This window comes from Streptomyces sp. GbtcB7 (genome assembly GCF_019091445.1).
In the GTDB taxonomy this organism is placed as follows: Bacteria; Actinomycetota; Actinomycetes; order Streptomycetales; family Streptomycetaceae; genus Streptomyces; species Streptomyces mirabilis.
Genome location: NZ_JAGXJM010000031.1, coordinates 25,514 through 42,446 on the forward strand (window position 1 = coordinate 25,514; position 16,933 = coordinate 42,446).

A 16,933-nucleotide genomic window follows, 5' to 3' on the forward strand; every position below is an offset into this window, starting at 1 on the left:
GCAGGCGGCCCGGCAACCAGGTCAGGTCGCCGGGCCGTGGTGCGATCATGTTTCTCAGCGTGGGGGCGCGCAGCAGCGGAAGGAATCCTGCCGGTGGGACGCCCCGACAAGGCCGCGCGCGCCGCCATCGCACGGCGGCGAGCCGACGCCATCGACCTGCACTTGGCCGGCGTGGACTGGCTCACCGTAGGCCGCAAGCTCGCCGCGGACCCCGCCGTCAACTCCGACCGCATCGCCTACCCGCAGGGCTACGGCATCGAGCGGTACACCAAGGGCCAGGAACCCCCAGACGACAAGCAGCTCATCCACGCCGCGTGCAAGGACGTGCGCCTGGCCCTGCAGGAGCGCACCACCGACCTGGAGGGGAAGGTCGAGGAGCTGCGCGCGGTCGACAACCTGCGCTTGGACCGCCTGTTCTTCGTCGCATACCGGCAGGCCGTCAAGGACGGCAACCTCAACGCCATCGACCGCGCGCTGCGCATCCTCGAACGCCGCGCCCGCCTCAACCGCCTCGACAAGGAAGCCCCCTCCAAGGTCCTCACCCCGGAGACGGCAGACGGCGAGCTGACCGCCGTCGCGCTCGACGAACTCGAAGCCCTCATCGGTATCAGTGAGGAGGCGGCACATGGCTCCGACGAGTAGCAGCGAACGCGGAGCCCAGCTGCTGGCCGCCTACCGCACCAAGCCGCCCGCGGTGCGCCGCGCCATGGCCGCGAAGGCCTCCCCCGAGCTGCGCACCCAACTGGCAGGCATCGAACGCCACATAGCCATGGACGCCTCCCCGGGCGCGATGGCCGCGGTCCTCACCGAACGCCGCGAGATGCAGGCCCGCCACCTCCACTTGATCGACCAGGCGTGGATCGACATGGCCGAGGGCCGCGCCGACCGCGTGATGATCACGATGCCGCCGCGTCACGGCAAGTCCCGCCGGGCCTCCCGCTGGGCGCCCCTGTGGTACTTGCGCCAGCATCCCGACCGCCGCATCATGATCGCCTCCTACTCCGGTGACCTCGCCGAGGAACACTCCCGATGGATCCGCGACGCCATCGAAACGTGGGGCGACGAGCTCGGCATCCATCTCAATCCCTCCAGCCGGGCCGCGATGCGCTTCGACATCGCCGGCCACCAAGGCGGCCTCGTCGCAGCGGGCATCGGCGGCAGCCTCACCGGCAAGGGCGCCACCATCGCCCTCGTCGACGACCCCGTGCAGGACATGGCGTCCGCCGACTCGCCCAGCATGCGTCGCAAGACGTGGGAGTGGTGGCAATCCGTCCTGCAGACCCGTCTCGAACCCGACGGAGCGATCTGCGTCATCCAGACCCGGTGGAACGAAGACGACCTCGCAGGCCGCATCCTCGCCGACGCGCAGGCCAACGAGTGGAAGATCATCGACCTGCCCGCGCTCGCCGACAGCGACGATGACCCCCTCGGCCGGCAGCCCGGCGAGCCGCTGTGGCCCGACCGCTTCGACGCCGAGCACCACGCCACCACCCGCCGCCGCGTCGGCGAACGCGTGTGGGCCGCGCTCTACCAGCAAAAGCCCCGCCCGCCGGAGGGCGGCGTGTGGCAGCGGGCCTGGATCACCAACCACCGCCTCACCACCGTCGAGTTCGGCGGCCTGGACATGGCCCGCGTCATCGTCGCCGTCGACCCCGCCGGCGGAGAGTCCGCCATCGGCGACGAGACAGGCATCATCGGCGCCGCCCGCGGCTACGACGGCCACCTGTACGTGCTCGAGGATCACTCCGGGAGCATGGGCGCCAACGACTGGGGCCGCGCCGCCTGCCATCTCGCCCTCGCCCTCAAGGCCGACGCGATCGTCGTCGAGTCCAACTACGGCGGCGACATGGCCCGCCAAGTCCTCTCCCAGGCGTGGGAGCAGCTGCGCCGCGAAGGCACCACCAACCGCGCTCTCATGCCCCGCGTCCTCGAAGTCACCGCCAAGGTCGGCAAACGCCTGCGCGCCGAACCCATCGCCCAGCTGTACGAGCAGGGCCTGGTCCACCACGTCGGCGCGCACGTCGCCCTGGAGGACCAGATGGTCACCTGGGTCGTCGGCATGGACAGCCCCGACCGCATGGACGCCGCAGTGCACGGACTGACAGAACTCGCCGACCCCGACCAGCTCGCCGCCGTGGCCGGACACATCCACGACGACCGCCTCGGCGGACGCCGATAACCCCCCCGGAAACGGCCCCATAAAGGCCAACGGCACAGCGGGGTCCCGAAACCGGGCCCGGCTGCTAGCCTTCCGGGCCATGTCGATCAGGGGGAAAGTGGCGGCCGCGACCGCCACCGCCGGCGTGATCCTGCTGTTGGCTGGCTGCAGTTCGTCGGCGCCCGCAGAGCCCACATCGGACAGATCAAGGCGTCCGCACAGGCGCGCCTCGACGCCTCCCGCGATGCGGCGCGCGTAGCCCGGGCGAACCTCAAGGCCACCGGCAAGACGCCCGACGAGACGCAGTGCCAGGCCGCGTGGGACAACCTGCTCGACTCGGAGCAGAAGGAGCTGCGGCGCACGATGTGGATGATCGGCTGCTCAGAGCCCGCCACCCCGTAGGCGACAGCGGTTGTAATCTGCGGGCATCGTTCAGGCTCGGACGCTGGGGGGACAGCACGTGATCGTTCGATCCATCGCGCCGGAGGGAATGCCTCGGGCTGCAGGAGCAGAAGGCCAAGCCCTTCTCGATGAGATCTGGGCGCACTTCAAGACCCACCAGAGCTGGCCCACGTTCGACGACATTGACCGGAAGCTCTACGCGGCCGGCCGGAACTACGAAGAGGCCGTCCAACAGCTATGCCCTGCGCTGCTACGCGGGATCAGTTCGGACATCTTGCGGATGCCGCAGGGCTCGGACCCGCTTTCGCTGACCATCGCTGGCGCGGCGAACTGCGCCGATGCCGATTCCGTTCTCGATGAGTTCCTTCGCATGGTGCGGACGGCGGCCTCCATCGAACCCCACTTCCGGTCTACGGAGCCCGGCGAGCAGCCGCGGCTACTCCCCAAGGACCTGGACCTGCCGATACAGAGTCCCAAGGCCCGACTGAAGATCAAGCTCTGGGACTTGATGAAGCTGCAGGCGTTCAAAGCAGCTGCACTGGGCCTGCACGAGCCCTGCTTCCGTGGGGGCGCCACCAACGTGGCAGATCTGACATGGTCGTTGGTCTTCGACCGGGGCATCCGACCGTACGCCAGCGTGCAGCGCCTGGACGACTACTGGCGCGTCCGCGAGCGCGTCGCGGAGCCAGACAGGGTCGAAGCCGAGAACCGACCCTTTCACAAGGGCCCGGCGTCCAACCTCCTTCCCCCGCCGCCCCAGGCGCCCGTTGTCCCGTTGCTCGCGGGGCTGTCGCAGAAGGCCCCCTCTGTCGCTGCAGAGTCCTCAGAACCCATGTCTGTCACCTGCACCCTTCACCCTCTGATCGCGACGGTTGCTGAAGAGCGGTACAGGCGTGGCGCGTACAACGATGCGGTGAGGAGTGCATTCCAGGAGGTGGAGCACCGCGTCGCGACGCTGGTCGGCGGCAACCTGGTCGGCGCGCCGCTGATGGGCATGGCCTTCGGTACCAAGCCAGACCCACCGAAGATCAAGGTCACTCGGTTCACGGGAGCCTCGCTCGATAGCGAGCAGACTGGCATGCAGTTCCTGTTCAAAGGCGCGATGCACGCAGTGCGCAACCCGCTGAGTCACGGTCCGGATGAGAAGTTCGACCGCGACGAGGCCGAGGAGATGCTGGTGTTCGCCAGCTTCCTCATGCGGCGTCTCGACATCGAGGACGACAAGCGCAAGGCCGCCGCTTCAAGTCCGTGAACGCACGCTGCCTCAAAGTGGTCGAGTTCGGAAATCCTTCGGAGGTTGATCACGCTGCCGGGTCGGCGGAGGATTCTTCCTGGTGTCCTCCAGCGCACCGGCAAGTCCCGGGCCACCCGCCGACTCGTCAGCCAGTTCAACCAACTCGGCTATCAGGGCCGGCTCCAACCCGTCGAAGCCGCCTGACCCGCCCCGCGGTATTTGCCACCACCTAATTTTCGTATCAGGGAACGGGATGGACGTGGGCATGGGTGAGCGGCACAGTGACGGCGGTGCCCTTGGCCGTCGGCGCGTGCACCCCGGCGATGCCGTGTCCGGCCCGGAGGGCGCCGCACTGGAGGCGCTGCTCGCCGCGCTGCCCGAGGCTGGCGCCGAGACCGAGGGTGAGCAGCGGGCCGTGGCCGCGTTCCGGGCCGCCCGGGACGCCGGGCCCCACCGGGCGCTAACGCGGCGGCGGGACGACTGGCGGCCACGCGTGCAGCGGCGGGCCTGGCACTCGGTGCGGGCCGCCGTGGCGCTGTCCCTGGCCGGCCTCACCCTGAGCGGCGTCGCGGTGGCCGCCATCGGTGTCGTCCGCTCGTCGGAGGACGGCCACGCGGTCCGGCGGCCTGCGCAGCCGTCGGCCAGCACCTCCCGCCGGGCCGGCGCGGGGCCGTCTCCGGCCGCCTCCCGCACCCCCGGTGCCTCCGCGACGCCGGACCACCCGGCCAGCGCCCGGGACACCGAGGCCCGCTGCCGCGCCTACGAGAAGGTCAAGGGCCGGGGCAAGGCGCTGGACGCGACGGCCTGGCAGCGGCTCGTCGAGGCCGCGGGCGGCGAGAAGCACGTCGCCGCGTAATGCGCCGAGCAGTTGACGCAGACCATGGGAAAGAAGCCGTCGCCCGCGAAGCCAAGGCCAGCGGGAGCGAGCTGCGGCTGCACGCGGTCCCGCACCCCCTGGCCCGGCTGCTGCCGCTCACCCACACCGGCAGAGCCTTCACCATCGAGCAGCCGGGCATACGGTGACGACAGGGCCGGCGAGTGATCGCAGCGGATGCAGTGGCGCGGCAGCAGCAACAGTGGCCCTGGTCGTCTTCACCGCAGGCATCGCGGCTGAAGACTCCAGCTACCTGATCAGGCCACGCGATCCACAGCTCTTGATGCGAATACCCTCCGGGCTGGGGGCGGCGTCGGCGCCGGAGGACGCGCCCGCCGAACGGCGTGCAGCGGCGCCATCTTGCACTCGGTGTAACGCATGGCGGCCGCCGGGTCGTTGCTGGCCGCCTTGATTCACGAGACGTGCGACAGCCCCTCTGGTACCTCGCCCGGGCCGCTGTCGGCGCAGACGCCAGTGCCGAGCGTGTTGGCGATGCTGTAGGCGGTCTTCAAGTCGGCGTTGAGATCGTCGATGGTCTTGTTCGTCGTGGTGATCGCCGCGGTGAGGTTGGCCTCGGCCGTGGCGATGGCTGTGCTGGCGCCGGGAAGCGTGGGCAGCCCGTCAGCAGTGAGGGCCGCCTGTGCGTCCTTCAGGTCGGTGATCCTGGAGCGTAGTTGCTCGATGCCCTGCTGCTCCTGGTCGACGTCATAGCTGGCCGAGCTCGTGACGTCGTAGCCGACGACGCTCTCCGCGTCGTACCCGACGACGCTCTCCACGTTGTAGCAGTCCTCGCCGTTGCCGCCCTTGGCGTCCTTACGCAACTGGGCGAGGTCGTTGTCGGCCGTCGTGAGGTCGCCCCGCACCGACTTGGCGTTGGTGAAGGAACTGTTGGAGTCCTGGAGCGTGGCGAGCGCGTCATTGGCGGTGCGCTGGTCTGCCGCCCGCGCACTGGCCTGGGCACTCGCATGCACCGTCTGCTGGTCCTGCTGCTGCGCAGTCCCCTCGGCCTCCGCATCTTCAGCCCAGCCGCCTTGCAGCAGGGCGCTGCACAGGCCCTGCCCGAATATCTGGGCGTTGGTGTCGCGGACCACGACGACGACGCCACTCTTTTGCACGGCGCACACCTCGGGCACGAGTCCCTGTACGGCGACGGCCTGCGTCGTCCAGAAGTCGCCGCCTTGGGACAAAGAAGAGGCCAGGGTGCGGCACTCGCCCGCCGCATCGGACTCCCCGCTGCCGCGCACCTCGGCACGGGCGGCATGCCCGTACAGGTAGATCGTGCAGGCGCCCCCCGCCGCCGCGGCTGCTGTGCTGCTCGTGACCGAAGTCGGTGAGGAGAGCGGCCTGAGGCCCGGCGCGGCAGCGGGTGTGGGTGAGGATGTGCAGGCCGCGAGCAACGCGCCACAGCCGGCCACGACCGCAGCGACGACGCCTGTTCTCATCGAGTGTTCTCCTCGCGACTTTCTTGTGAAGCAGGTGTGTTGGGGCTGTACTCTCCCACCCCTCTCCGGACGCCGCGACACCAATGGCCGCACTCCCCTGCATGCGTATCCTGGTCGGCGCGGGCGCGGGGGCTTGCACGTCTGGAGGGGCACCCGTGAGGCTGCGCGAACTGCTCATCGACGCCTGGTCGTGGCTCAACTACAAGCAGGCGATGGCCGACCCGAACCGGCCGGGTCATCACGCCTTCCCCGAGCTGAACTCCTCGTGGGTGCCAGCCGAGGAGCTGCGCCGCCTGGCCGCCTACAAGTTCCTTGCCGCCTACGACTCCAACCAGGCCGGGCAGCTCGCCGCCGTCACCGGCGACCACCACGGCGTGGAGCGCCGCGAGTTGGGCGATCCGTCCAAGCTGATCGACACCACCCTCGGCTATCTGCTGGGCGCGGAGCAGACCATCGTGGTGCCCGGCGCCGACCACGCCGAGCAGGGCAAGCCGACCCCGAAAGACCAGGCCGCCGCCGACCTGCAGGACAAGCTGCGTACCTGGGCGGACAAGGAGCTGCTGCCGCTGCGTATCCAGCAGGCCGAGCGGAGCGCGGTGCGCTGCGGCGACGGCGTGTACACGCTGGCGTGGGAACCGGCCAAGCGGCGGGCGCTCCTGCGGACCTACGACCCCGGGTTCTACTTCCCGGAGTGGGACGAGGGCGAGCAGGACGCCCAGGAGTACCCGCAGCGGGTGCACTTCGCGTGGGAGCTGGCCGCCGACCCGGTGCGCGGCCTGAAAGCGCGTGTACGGCGCATCACCTACGAGCTCGGCCCGATCGGTCCCGCGACCGCGCCCGGGCGCACCGATGATGGGCGCGCGGTGCGTGAGCAGGTGGCCGGCGCTGACGGAGACCCGGTGCTGACGGTCGGCGACACTCGCGACCCGCTCACCGGCACCGTGACCCGCATCTACCCGTGGGCGCCGGGCAAGCCGTCGTCGACGACGTGCTACCTCACCGACGCTGAATGGCTGCTGGAGGACCTGGGCCGCGCCCACGACGTGTTCTCCCTGCCGCCGGACAAGGCCGCCTACCGGGTGCGCTCCGACGGCCAGGTCCTTAACCGGCTCGACCTGATGCACGACTTCATTCCGGTGGTGCACATCCCGAACACCATCCCCGACGTCGGCGAGCACTGGGGCAAGTCGACGTTGGCGACGGTGCTGCAGCTGCTGGACGAGCTGGCCGCCACCGACACCGACAGCGCCTCCGCCTCCTCCACCACCGGCACACCGATCGTCGCGCTCGCCGGGGCGCGGCTGCCCATCGACCGTTCCACCGGGCAGCCTCTGCCGGTGCGTGTGGAGGCGGGGACGGTGTGGCAGCTGTCCGACTCCGGGCGCATGGACACCCTCGACACCTCGGCGCAGCTCGCCGAACTGCGTCAGCGCATCGACCACCTGCTGGACCGGCTCGCCTCGAACACCCGCCTGACCACGGCCGGCCTCGGCACCCTCGACGTGGCCAAGGTGCCGTCCGGGTACGCGCTGCAGCTGGCGCTGGGGCCGCTGGACTCCCTCGTCAGCGCGATGCGCCTGGCCCGCAACCACAAGTACCAGCTGCTGCTGCGCATGGTGCAGCGCCTGCACCAGGCCGGACAGGTGTGGCCCGCCGGCGAGTCGCTACCCGCACGCCTGGCGTGGGGTGCGCACACCCCCACCGACCGCACCACCGTCCTCAACGACGTCACGGCAGGCTACGAGGCGGGCGTGTTCTCCCTGGAGACCGGTGTGCGGATGCTGCAGGAAGCCGGGTACCCGATCGAGGACGTCGCCGAGGAGATCGAACGGATCCAGAAGCGGGCCTTCGACCAGGCCGCCCGCCTCGCCGACGCGACCGGCGACAACGGGGCCGTACGCGAATACCTGGGCCTGCCCGAAGCCGACCCCGTGCAGCAGGTGCCGCTCGTCCAGCCGGGGCAGACCGGTCAGCCTGCCGCGTAGGGTGGCCTGCCTGCCAGCCCGCGCTCGGTGTAGCCGCAGCCCCCCGCCCGCCCAGCTGCCTACGTCCGGAGCGACCGGCGCGGTGGGTGGAGGCGGGCCCAGCCCCCGCTGACCCTTCCTGCGCGCAAGTCCCTTCGGTGCACTGGGGTTGTGGCTACACTCCCTGACGCGATGAAGCCGCGAGGGCTGTCGGCGCGTCATGTGTTGCACAGCGGTGTCGGAGGAGGCACATGTCCGTCCAGTCACACCAACACCGCCTGCTCCAGCAGCGTCTCGCCCGTTCCCGGCCCCGTCCCGACCGAGTTCGGGCCCCACGCGTGGTAGCGGAACCGACATCGGTGTGGTCGCGCGTGTCCTTTGTGACGCTGGGCACCGTCATGGTGGGGATAGCTAGCGTCGCTGGCTTGGTTGCTACCGGGTACGCGACATGGGTATCAGCCCAAGCATCGGCTGACGCCCTTAAGCAGGGAAAGGGTCAGCCAGTTGCCGACCCCATCCCTTCGTGGGTCGGGCCAGCAGTGCTGTTCGGTGTCATGGCCTTGGCCGTCGCTGGCATCAGTGTGTACTGGCTCGTGTCCAAGGCGCGGCTCAAGGAGGCGGAGCGTGAGCGCAAGATCCTTGAATCGGCGGCCGACCGGCTGCGAGAGAAGATGGAACTGCCTAGCCTCGTCGACTTCAACCGGGTCCTACTGGACAGGTACCACGGCATCGCAACTGATCAGGCGACGAAGGCGTACAACGCTAGCCGCGTCGCCATGGGAATCGGGCTGGCCATCCTGGTCGTGGCGTTCTTCGCGGGCTGGCAGCTCAATGCTCAAGGCGATCGGCTGTTTGTCGGGTCGTTCGCTGCGGTCGGCACCGCCTTCACCGCTTACCTGAGCCGTACGTACATGCAGACGTACGAGCGGGCTCTGCAGCAGCTCAACCAGTACTTCAACCAGCCAGTCCTGAACGGCTACTTCCTCACCGCCGAACGCATTGCCTCAACGCTCAGGGACGACCGCAGGGCGGTGGTCATGGAGATGATCGTGGGTGACATCCTGGAGAGCGGCAAGGAGATGCACCGGAACGTCACAACCGGGACCTCGCCCCAGACCACCGCGCCGAAGCCACGTCGGCAGAGGCGTACGGCTACAGCCGAGGCCGCCATCCCCACGCAGCAGAGTTAGCGACCCGCCACCAGCACACGGGCAGGTGGCCGCGGCTGTGGCTACACTGATCGACGGCGCGGGGGCGCTGCTGCTGGAGGACTGGATCCGCATGGACAGGCTGCTGCCCCACCCCCGTACGCCCGTCGGATACCGGCGTGACGGCCGCCCCATCTACCCGATCCTGGGCGCCGACCCCACCGACCCGTCCAACCAGCAGCTGCCGCCTGGCCCGAACACCGACCCGGCCGTGCCACCGGCGCAGGTGCCGGACCAGGAGGCGCTGAACCGGCTGCTGGCCCGCGAGAAGCAGCAGGGCGAACGGGCCGCGATCCGCAAGCTCGTCGAGCAGCTGGGGTTCACCAAGACAGACGACCTGACGACGTTCGTGCAGCAGCAGCGTGACACGCAGGCTGCGCAGCTGTCGGAGATCGAACGCCGTGAGCAGGCCGCCGAAGAGAAGCTGAGGTCAGCTGAGACGCGTGAGGCGCAGGCCTTGGCCAGGGAGCACGCCGCCATCCGACGTGCCGCCCTCGGAGGACTTGGCGCGGCCGGGGACGACCTTGATGACGCGGTGCTCCTGATCGACCGTGCCCTTCAGGACCAGCCCGACGCCGACGAGGAGACTGTCGCCGCTGCCGCTGAGCAACTGAAGGAGCGGCGGCCCGAGTTGTTCGGCCGGGCCCGGGAGACCGCGCCGCCCGCTCCGGGTGGATCTCCCGCCGGCGGCCCGCCGAAGCGCGGAGGCATTCCACCCAGACGCGGAGCGGCGGGTCTCGAAATGGCCCGGCGACGAGGGCTCATCAGCGACTGACCCCGTCAGCAAGACGTGGCCCTGGGACCACGCCCCTCAAACCGTGGACGCCCTTCCGGAAGTCGGTCGGGGTGATCAGGGACCACGCCCTGGAGCGGCTCGGCCGCCGTCACTTCGTGGACACCGCCCCGCGCCGACCTGCGCCGGGTGCGGGAGGAATCCGATCCGCACCCACGAGGGAGACATCGTGAGCGACTACCAGGTCCTCACCACCACCACGACGGTCACCGACGACCGGACATGGCTGGCTTCGCTGGACGGCGTCCATGAAGCCCAGACGATCCCCATCGACACCAGCAAGCTCACGTCGGGCACCCACTACACGGCGGGCACGCTCAAGCAGCCCCTCAACATCATCAAGTCGGGGCTTCCGCTCGGCAAGATCACTACGTCGGGCCTGTATGCCCCCTACAACTCCTCGGCGAGCGACGGCACCCAGATCCTGGCTGGGTTCCTCGTCGCCGAAACCGCCTTCACCCCCGGCTCGCCGAGGACCGCGGGTGCCTTGCTGTGGCGCGGCGAGGTGTACGCGCCCAAGCTTCCCGTCGCCTTCACAGCCTCGGCCGTCGCGAACACGACGGCGTTCATCCACTACCGGTAAGGAGGTAGGCCCCCTATGGCTCTTGAGAAGCTTCTCGAGGCGATCGTCCCCGAGGACATCCAGGCCTTCATCCGAGCGATCACCACGCCGGAGGACTACCTCCTCACGCGCGAGGTGTTCGCCGAGCGAAGCATCGACAACGTCAAGTTCCGTACGAAGAGCAGCAAGCGGCGCGTGAACGCGGCGCGGTTCCGCGCGTGGGAAGCCGCTCCGACGCTCGCGAAGCGGCGGGCCGAGCAGGTCATCAACGAGGGCATGCTTCCTTGGGTCGGCCAGGAGCTGCCGTTCTCCGAGCTCCAGATCATCCTGTCCGCCGTCGCCCGAGGCCAGGACACCAGCGAGTTCCTCGACCTGCTGTACGACGACCTCGAACAGCACGTGGAGGCTACGAAGGCCGCCATGGAGATCGCCGCCGGTCAGATGCTGTCCACTGGCGTGGTGTCGCTGCCCGGTGTGGCCCTGGACGTGGACTGGCGGGTGCCAGCTGCCAACCGGCCGACGGTGGCGGTGCCGTGGTCCCAATCGGATGCGGCCACCCCGGTCACGGACGAGCTGGCGTGGATCCAGTACCTGAAGAGCATCGGCGCCCCGCGTCCGGAGCGGGTCATCAGCTCGGAGAAGGCGCTGTCCCTGCTCGGGTCCACAGCGGAGTACCGGGCCGCGTTCCACAACTCGCCGTCCAAGGACCAGATCCCGACTGGGATGCTCGCTCCGGAGGAGGTCGACCGGGTCCGTGCCAAGTACAATCTGCCGCCCGTCACCGCCTACGACGTGCAGGTGTACGACAGCAGCGACAACCTGGTGCGTACGACCCCGGAGTCGCTGTGGGCGATGATCCCGCCGCGCCGCGAACAGTGGGGCGAGACCCAATACGGCTTGACTGCCGAGGCGATCGAGCTGCGCGGCAAGGGAGTCATCACTGCTGAGGAGGCTCCCGGCATCGTGATCACCACCCACGTGCAGACGCGCACTCCAGTCCAGCTGTCCACGATCTCCGCCGCTGCTGCGATGCCCGTGCTGTACGTGCCGGACATCCACATCGCCGCGACGGTCTTCTAAAGGGAGCTGTCCATGGCGAAGTTGGCGCGCACGGTATTCCTGCGAGACCCCGAGCAGGGCCCGATCCGGTTGGATGCGGGGGCAGAGGTTTCCGAGCGGCTCGCCCTGCTCATCCCGAACCCGGTCGCGTGGTCAGGGGAGGCTCCCTCTGCGGAGGAGGGCACGCCGAACTCGCTTGGCGTGGAAGGTGAGGTGGGAGAGACGCCAGCCGTGGCGGATCCTGTCTCGGAGCCGGAGCCGGAGCCGACCAAGACCCCGAGGCGACGCGCCGCGAAGGCGGCAGGCGCAGATGCGTAGGTAGCGGTACATCACCAGTGAGGCTCGGCACCGCTGCGGTGCCGAGCTCGCCTCGTACGACAGGAGCATCTCGTGGACGTCGCTGTACGCGCCTGGCTGCTGGCTCAGCTCGGCCCCACCACTGACACGTCCGACCTGGACGCACGCTACGCGCGGCTGACCTCCGCTCGCGCTGTCGCGAACGAGGTCTTGGCCGAGCGGCGCGCGAAGCTGCTGGCCGAGCCGCTGCAGATGACCGTCAACGGTGTCGCCACCTTCGACCAGTCCAACAACCTGACCGGCTTGGAGAGGCAGATCGCCTCCATGGAGGACGCGCCTGCGCCTGACGATCCAACTGGCTGGGACGCTCTGGTTATTGCCCCGCTGCAGTCCGCTCACCGCCGGTGCCACCACTGGCGGCGGTAGTGGCCTACGATTTCCCGCCGCTGACGCCCGGGGATGCGGCCACCGTGGCGGCACGGGTCGCCGCGGTGCTGGAGGACGCCTGGCAGCGCCTGGCCGCAGAGCAGGCCGCCGTGCTCGCCGCGATCGGTGACAACGCCCGCTCCCGGATGGTTGCCGACCGCCTCGCCCAATTCCAGGCCGCCATCGTCGACTTCCAACGGCGCGTCGACACCGAAGCCCGTGCGTTCGTGGCCCGGCAGCTGCCCCACCTGTACGAGCAGGGCGCCCGGGCCGCAGCCGAGGCGGTCGGCGGGCACTTCTCGTGGACGCTCATCCACACCGAGGCCCTGCAGTCGCTGGCCGCCGACTCCTACGCCGACTTCCTGCGCCGCTCCGAGGAGGAGCAGCGCATGGCAGCGCAGTTCTACCGGGCCGTACGGGAGGCCGCACGCCGGGAGGTGCCGCTGCTGGCCGCAGGGAACACCACGGTCTTGCAGGCTGCGAAGGCCCTCGCCGACCGGCTCGTCACCGACCACCAGCTGACCCACGTGATCTACCGCAACGGCGCCCGATACCCGGTGCAGGCGTGGGCGGAGTCGGCGGCGCTCGCCAAAAGCGCAGTGGCCTACAACGCGGGCACCCTGAACCGGGCGCGGGAGGCCGGTGTGCAGTGGATGCAGGTCTTCGACGGCGCGGGCTGCGGCTGGACCAGCCACAAGGACCCCGACAAGGCGGGCGGGACGCTGCGCACGGTCGAGGACGCGGCGGCTTGGCCGATCTCACACCCGCGGTGCGGGCGGGCGTTCGGGCCGCGCCCGGATGCTGTCCACAAGAGCTGAGAGTTGGTCGAGCGATCCGCGACCGCCCGTTCCTTACCCGCCTCGCTGCGTGATCTGTCTGATCTTCCTACGCTTGTGTCGTACGTTGCGCCAGTACTGGGTGGTGACGCGCCAGCGCAGACGCGGGGCAGTGTTGCCCTTGTGGAGCCGTCCGGCACTGGTTAGGTCACGCACCCACCGTTGGCCGTCCGAATCTTGGAACTGCACGGCCCAGGGGACGCACTTTGGTCCTGCGCCGTCGTCCAGCCAGCGTGGGGTCTCGACCGATGCCTCTTCTCCAGGGCGGATGATGTGCCCCAGGTAAGCATCTTGGAATACGTCGCCGCCGCGAGCGCCCTTTTCACCCTTTAGCCAGATGACTGCCGCGGCTGCATGGACCGCGCGGCTAGAGGCGTTATGGACGTACGTCGTGCGCCCATCGTGGCTGTCCTCGCTCCAGCAGATCACCTTCGTGGCGTCTTCGCGCTCGGCCTTCTTGCGGTCACGCCAGATGATGTAGAGCGCCAACAGCACCGAGCCGCCGGATAGTAGGGCGCTGAACCATGCGGGGACGGTGCCCCAGTCGATTCCCTGTGCGATCTTCATTCCTCTTCCCCCTGGCCTCGGCTACTGCCGACAGCGATGGAGACGCAGCAGGAGGCGGGGCCGTTGCAATGGTTCGGATCAGTCGCGGGTGGCGCCTTCGGGCCACACGCTCCGCACGGGTACGCCGACACGGTCCGCGTACGCAACGACGTCGGCGGTGCCGCCGTAGCCGCGGGCCGGTTGCCCGTCCCACACGGCGATCATCTGGTCCGACAGGCCCACGACGATCTCGCTGCCTGACTGGTGGGCCTGCGAGTTGGACTCGAGCATCCCCGTGTGGTGGACGTCGGAGGCGCGGGTGGTGAGCCCGTCGTAGTCGGGGGTGAGCCGTTCGGCAACACCGGCCCTGTGCAGTGGATGGAGGTGTTCGACGGCCCCGTGCGGCTGACAAGGACACCGACAAGCCGAACACCTTGACGGAACACTGCGGACGGTTGAGGAGGCAGCGGCGTGGCCGATCTGCCATCCACGCTTCCGGAGGGCGTTCGGGCCGCGACCCGACCTCGGGGAGGCGGCCTGAGCCGGACTCTGCGCCGGACGTACGACGTCACGGGTGAGGTGGCACGGGGTCTTACGGCCACCGGCGGCAAGACCCCGCTTGGCGGAGGACCGTCAGCCGAGAGGGACCTTCGCGAAGGGCTCCCACTCGTACATCTGGTTATCCCGGTGGATCACGATGAGTTCCGCGCTGGAAATGTGGGCTTGCGCCGGAGTGAGGTTGAGGCCTGCGAGGACCTGTGCGATCGGCTCTGCGGGACCGTCCCCGGCGCTGTAGGCCACGGAGACGTGCGGGGTGAAGCCCTCGGCCTTCTCCGGGACCTCACCGAGAACGTCCCCGATGGCATCTCGGATAGCGTTCCGGACGGCTCGAACAGGGCCGCCGGGGTGGCCATGAAGGAGTACCGCCTCCGGGTCGAGCACCTCCGGTCCGATTTGGAGGTCGAAGGCTTGGATGGCCGCCAGTCGCGGGCGGGCTGCATCCACGATGGCGTGGACGTCCTGCTCCTTGGTTTCGCCTACGAAGCCGATGCCCTGCATGGTCAGGTGCAGCCACTGGTCGGGGATTGGGGTGAGGATGTCTCCGAGAGGTGCGAGTGCGGCCCGGTACTCGGCAGCGAGCCGACGCACATCGTTCTGGTTCTCGAACGTCAGGTGCCAGGTGTAGAAGCGGCGGCCCACGCTCCAGCCCGGCCGCCACCACCAGTGGTTCCGCATGGTCTCGGGTTGTGTCGTCATAGCCAGGGATCAAATCAGGCTGAGCCTTCCCCCGGCGAGAGTGCAAGATGCCGCGGAGCGGAGTCCACGCAGAACTCTTCGATGGCCTGCCGTAGCCCAACGGCTGAGGTGCCGCTGGTGAAGGGTCGGCCGATGCCGGCGCATAGTTCGCCGAGTCGGCGGGTGACGGGCGCCAGACGATGGTCCGGTGGAAGGGCGAGGACGGGTGCGAGGGCTTCGATGGCGCCCTCTGCTTCGCCGGTGGCTAGATGTGCCGCGGCCTGGCTGATGTGGATCTGTGCCTCAGTGCCGTACGCCCTGACCGGCTGCGCAGCTAGGAGTGTGAGGGCCTTGTCTGCGGATCGCAAGGCTTCGGCGGGGCGACCGACACGCAGCTGGGCGGCTGCCGCGTAGTTCTCCTGCCGCGCGGGCTGACAGGAGAAGATGCCCCCGATCTCGTCTTCGCCAGTCATTGCGGCGCGCGCCTCTTCGACGCGGGCAAGCGCCGCCAATGCCTCGTCTTGAGCTCCCAGTTCGGACCAGGCATCGGCTTCCTGACAGGAGAGGAGCACTGCAACAGAGCCCTTTGTTTGGTACGTGGCGCCGTGCCGGGCGAAGTTGATCGCTTCTCGAAGACGTCCGTCCCAGAAGGCCACCTTGGAGCGAGTCGAAAGCACCCAGGCACGCAGGTCGTTGTGCCCTGCCAGCTCGGCACATAGCCACGCAGTCCGGCCCTGGGTGTCCGCGTCGCGCAGCTGCCCCAAGTCGGAGGACATCCATGCCAGGAGCCCGCACAGGTAGCCAGCCGCGACGTACAAGTCGGCCGACTGGCGAGGGTACTGGTGGCCTTCGAGGAGAGCGAAGACGCGGTCGCGTAGTGCCCGGGTACGGACGAAGAGCGGGACAGGATCGGAAGTGAGGTAGTCCGATGCGAGCGTGCGTGTCTCAGCCATCAGTTGCTCGAGGGCGATGTCACCGACGTTCGAGGCCTCCGCCCATTGAGCCCACGTCGCGGACTCGTCGGCGGCGAAGCGCACGAGATCGGTTCCGGTCGGCTCTGGCGGAGAGACGATGAACGACGCTGCGGTCGGCGGCTCGGCCGTTGGCGGACGATGGATGAGCAGGTGCAGGTCTGCCTCGGGCAGCCCACGTCGATCGTCCAGGTCCAACAGATCTGCCACGCCACATGTGAAGGCCTCCGCCATGGCGAATAGGACCGGAAGGCTAGGACGACGTGAGGAAGGGCCTGGCCACTTCTCCCACTTGCCGACAAGGGACGCGTCGGCGGCGACAGCCTCGCCGGGGCGTGTGGTGCTTGCATGGGTGATGCGGTCTGCTGCCTGTTGAAGCGTCCAGCCGTGGGCATGCCGCCACGCTTCCCTGGGGCGCATCCGGAAGCGGCTGCGCATTTCGATTGCGATGTCCGCGAGCGTACATCCGGTGGCAGTCATGTCCTGGCGGAGGAGATCCCGGTCTGCCTTGGAACCTGGCTTCGAGGGGGCGTTCATCGGCGTGCTCCCTGTGCAGTGTTGTGGACTCACGGTAGCGGCGGCGGCGCTCTCTTGGGTGAGCGTGACCCAAAGGAGCAGGGCTGCGCCGCCCAACTAGTCGTCCACAAAAGGGGATTGGTCCTGGTCAACGCGGTGGTGCGAGTCCAGAAAGGTTGGTCACGGACGCCCGTGACTCCAACAGCCCAGCTTGGAACGGTAGGAGCACCGCAACCACCACCCCCCGGGGGAACAGATGACAGCAGGTCAGGCCAAGGGCGAACGGTTCATCGCCGCGACGCTGGAGGGAGGAGGCCTGGGGTCTGCGTCCTCGGCCCAGGTGGTGATGGATGCAGACGGGGCGGAACGGACCTCGGCGACCGCTCACGACGGCCCCAGGGCGCGGCTA

At 69.1% G+C, this 16,933-nt stretch carries 18 protein-coding genes and 1 pseudogene; 14 read left to right on the forward strand and 5 right to left on the reverse strand.

The window, feature by feature from the left end:
• Window positions 1-93 precede the first annotated feature (93 nt).
• From KVT44_RS39215 to KVT44_RS39240, 6 genes are all read left to right on the forward strand, one after another.
• The gene (locus tag KVT44_RS39215; protein WP_217572465.1) at window positions 94-642 is read left to right on the forward strand and encodes a hypothetical protein; all 549 of its coding nucleotides are present in this window, start codon (window positions 94-96) and stop codon (window positions 640-642) included.
• A complete protein-coding gene (locus KVT44_RS39220; RefSeq protein ID WP_217572467.1) occupies window positions 626-2,179 on the forward strand; it encodes a terminase family protein in 1,554 nt (517 codons plus the stop codon). The genes KVT44_RS39215 and KVT44_RS39220 overlap by 17 nt, the downstream gene beginning before the upstream one ends.
• 439 nt (window positions 2,180-2,618) lie before the next feature.
• Window positions 2,619-3,812: a TIGR02391 family protein gene (locus tag KVT44_RS60710; protein ID WP_308314229.1), complete on the forward strand. Its 1,194-nt coding sequence runs from the start codon at window positions 2,619-2,621 to the stop codon at window positions 3,810-3,812.
• A gap of 45 nt (window positions 3,813-3,857) precedes the next feature.
• Window positions 3,858-3,998 carry a hypothetical protein gene (locus KVT44_RS39230; RefSeq protein ID WP_217572469.1) on the forward strand — a complete coding sequence of 47 codons (141 nt, stop codon included), beginning with the start codon at window positions 3,858-3,860 and terminating at the stop codon, window positions 3,996-3,998.
• Between the two features lie 61 nt (window positions 3,999-4,059).
• Complete coding sequence (locus KVT44_RS39235) at window positions 4,060-4,650, forward strand: hypothetical protein (protein WP_217572471.1); 591 nt, start codon at window positions 4,060-4,062, stop codon at window positions 4,648-4,650.
• Complete coding sequence (locus KVT44_RS39240) at window positions 4,650-4,817, forward strand: hypothetical protein (RefSeq protein ID WP_217572473.1); 168 nt, start codon at window positions 4,650-4,652, stop codon at window positions 4,815-4,817. The genes KVT44_RS39235 and KVT44_RS39240 overlap by 1 nt, the downstream gene beginning before the upstream one ends.
• 264 nt (window positions 4,818-5,081) lie before the next feature.
• Here KVT44_RS39240 and KVT44_RS39245 read toward each other — a convergent pair whose 3' ends face one another.
• A complete protein-coding gene (locus KVT44_RS39245) occupies window positions 5,082-6,110 on the reverse strand; it encodes a hypothetical protein (RefSeq protein WP_217572475.1) in 1,029 nt (342 codons plus the stop codon).
• 155 nt (window positions 6,111-6,265) lie between these two features.
• Here KVT44_RS39245 and KVT44_RS39250 point away from each other — a divergent pair, with 155 nt between their 5' ends.
• The 8 genes from KVT44_RS39250 (at window position 6,266) to KVT44_RS39285 (ending at window position 13,237) form a co-directional block, all read left to right on the forward strand.
• Window positions 6,266-8,095 (forward strand): hypothetical protein, encoded by a 1,830-nt coding sequence (locus KVT44_RS39250; RefSeq protein ID WP_217572477.1) that lies wholly within the window; start codon window positions 6,266-6,268, stop codon window positions 8,093-8,095.
• Between the two features lie 350 nt (window positions 8,096-8,445).
• Window positions 8,446-9,264 carry a hypothetical protein gene (locus KVT44_RS39255; protein WP_217572479.1) on the forward strand — a complete coding sequence of 273 codons (819 nt, stop codon included), beginning with the start codon at window positions 8,446-8,448 and terminating at the stop codon, window positions 9,262-9,264.
• 37 nt (window positions 9,265-9,301) lie between these two features.
• On the forward strand, window positions 9,302-10,057 hold the full coding sequence (locus KVT44_RS39260) for a hypothetical protein (RefSeq protein WP_217572481.1): 756 nt from the start codon (window positions 9,302-9,304) through the stop codon (window positions 10,055-10,057).
• Between the two features lie 187 nt (window positions 10,058-10,244).
• Window positions 10,245-10,658, forward strand: a complete 414-nt coding sequence (locus KVT44_RS39265) for a head decoration protein (RefSeq protein WP_308314230.1) — start codon at window positions 10,245-10,247, stop codon at window positions 10,656-10,658.
• Between the two features lie 15 nt (window positions 10,659-10,673).
• Window positions 10,674-11,717: a major capsid protein gene (locus KVT44_RS39270; RefSeq protein WP_217572483.1), complete on the forward strand. Its 1,044-nt coding sequence runs from the start codon at window positions 10,674-10,676 to the stop codon at window positions 11,715-11,717.
• Between the two features lie 12 nt (window positions 11,718-11,729).
• Entirely contained in the window at window positions 11,730-12,014 is a 285-nt protein-coding gene (locus tag KVT44_RS39275; RefSeq protein ID WP_217572485.1) for a hypothetical protein, read from the forward strand.
• Between the two features lie 72 nt (window positions 12,015-12,086).
• A complete protein-coding gene (locus KVT44_RS39280; RefSeq protein WP_217572487.1) occupies window positions 12,087-12,419 on the forward strand; it encodes a hypothetical protein in 333 nt (110 codons plus the stop codon).
• Window positions 12,419-13,237 carry a hypothetical protein gene (locus KVT44_RS39285; RefSeq protein WP_217572489.1) on the forward strand — a complete coding sequence of 273 codons (819 nt, stop codon included), beginning with the start codon at window positions 12,419-12,421 and terminating at the stop codon, window positions 13,235-13,237. The genes KVT44_RS39280 and KVT44_RS39285 overlap by 1 nt, the downstream gene beginning before the upstream one ends.
• A 33-nt stretch (window positions 13,238-13,270) precedes the next feature.
• Here KVT44_RS39285 and KVT44_RS39290 read toward each other — a convergent pair whose 3' ends face one another.
• The 4 genes and pseudogenes from KVT44_RS39290 to KVT44_RS39305 all read right to left on the reverse strand — a co-directional run bounded on the left by KVT44_RS39290 (window position 13,271) and on the right by KVT44_RS39305 (window position 16,545).
• Window positions 13,271-13,822: a hypothetical protein gene (locus KVT44_RS39290; protein WP_217572491.1), complete on the reverse strand. Its 552-nt coding sequence runs from the start codon at window positions 13,820-13,822 to the stop codon at window positions 13,271-13,273.
• A 78-nt stretch (window positions 13,823-13,900) separates the two neighbouring features.
• Window positions 13,901-14,173 (reverse strand): annotated as a pseudogene (locus tag KVT44_RS39295) (hypothetical protein); the annotation flags it as partial.
• Between the two features lie 261 nt (window positions 14,174-14,434).
• Window positions 14,435-15,058 carry a 2'-5' RNA ligase family protein gene (locus KVT44_RS39300; RefSeq protein ID WP_254650535.1) on the reverse strand — a complete coding sequence of 208 codons (624 nt, stop codon included), beginning with the start codon at window positions 15,056-15,058 and terminating at the stop codon, window positions 14,435-14,437.
• Window positions 15,059-15,072: 14 nt separating this feature from the next.
• Complete coding sequence (locus KVT44_RS39305) at window positions 15,073-16,545, reverse strand: XRE family transcriptional regulator (protein WP_254650536.1); 1,473 nt, start codon at window positions 16,543-16,545, stop codon at window positions 15,073-15,075.
• Window positions 16,546-16,933 lie beyond the last annotated feature (388 nt).

Excerpts from the sequence above, each read along its gene's own strand:
- KVT44_RS39300 (WP_254650535.1), bottom strand. The coding sequence starts at position 15,058 with ATGACGACACAACCCGAGACCATGCGGAACCACTGGTGGTGGCGGCCG.
- KVT44_RS39245 (WP_217572475.1), bottom strand. The coding sequence starts at position 6,110 with ATGAGAACAGGCGTCGTCGCTGCGGTCGTGGCCGGCTGTGGCGCGTTG.
- KVT44_RS39290 (WP_217572491.1), bottom strand. The coding sequence starts at position 13,822 with ATGAAGATCGCACAGGGAATCGACTGGGGCACCGTCCCCGCATGGTTC.
- KVT44_RS39270 (WP_217572483.1), top strand. The coding sequence starts at position 10,674 with ATGGCTCTTGAGAAGCTTCTCGAGGCGATCGTCCCCGAGGACATCCAG.
- KVT44_RS39235 (WP_217572471.1), top strand. The coding sequence starts at position 4,060 with ATGGGTGAGCGGCACAGTGACGGCGGTGCCCTTGGCCGTCGGCGCGTG.
- KVT44_RS39240 (WP_217572473.1), top strand. The coding sequence starts at position 4,650 with ATGCGCCGAGCAGTTGACGCAGACCATGGGAAAGAAGCCGTCGCCCGC.
- KVT44_RS39275 (WP_217572485.1), top strand. The coding sequence starts at position 11,730 with ATGGCGAAGTTGGCGCGCACGGTATTCCTGCGAGACCCCGAGCAGGGC.
- KVT44_RS39305 (WP_254650536.1), bottom strand. The coding sequence starts at position 16,545 with ATGAACGCCCCCTCGAAGCCAGGTTCCAAGGCAGACCGGGATCTCCTC.
- KVT44_RS39220 (WP_217572467.1), top strand. The coding sequence starts at position 626 with ATGGCTCCGACGAGTAGCAGCGAACGCGGAGCCCAGCTGCTGGCCGCC.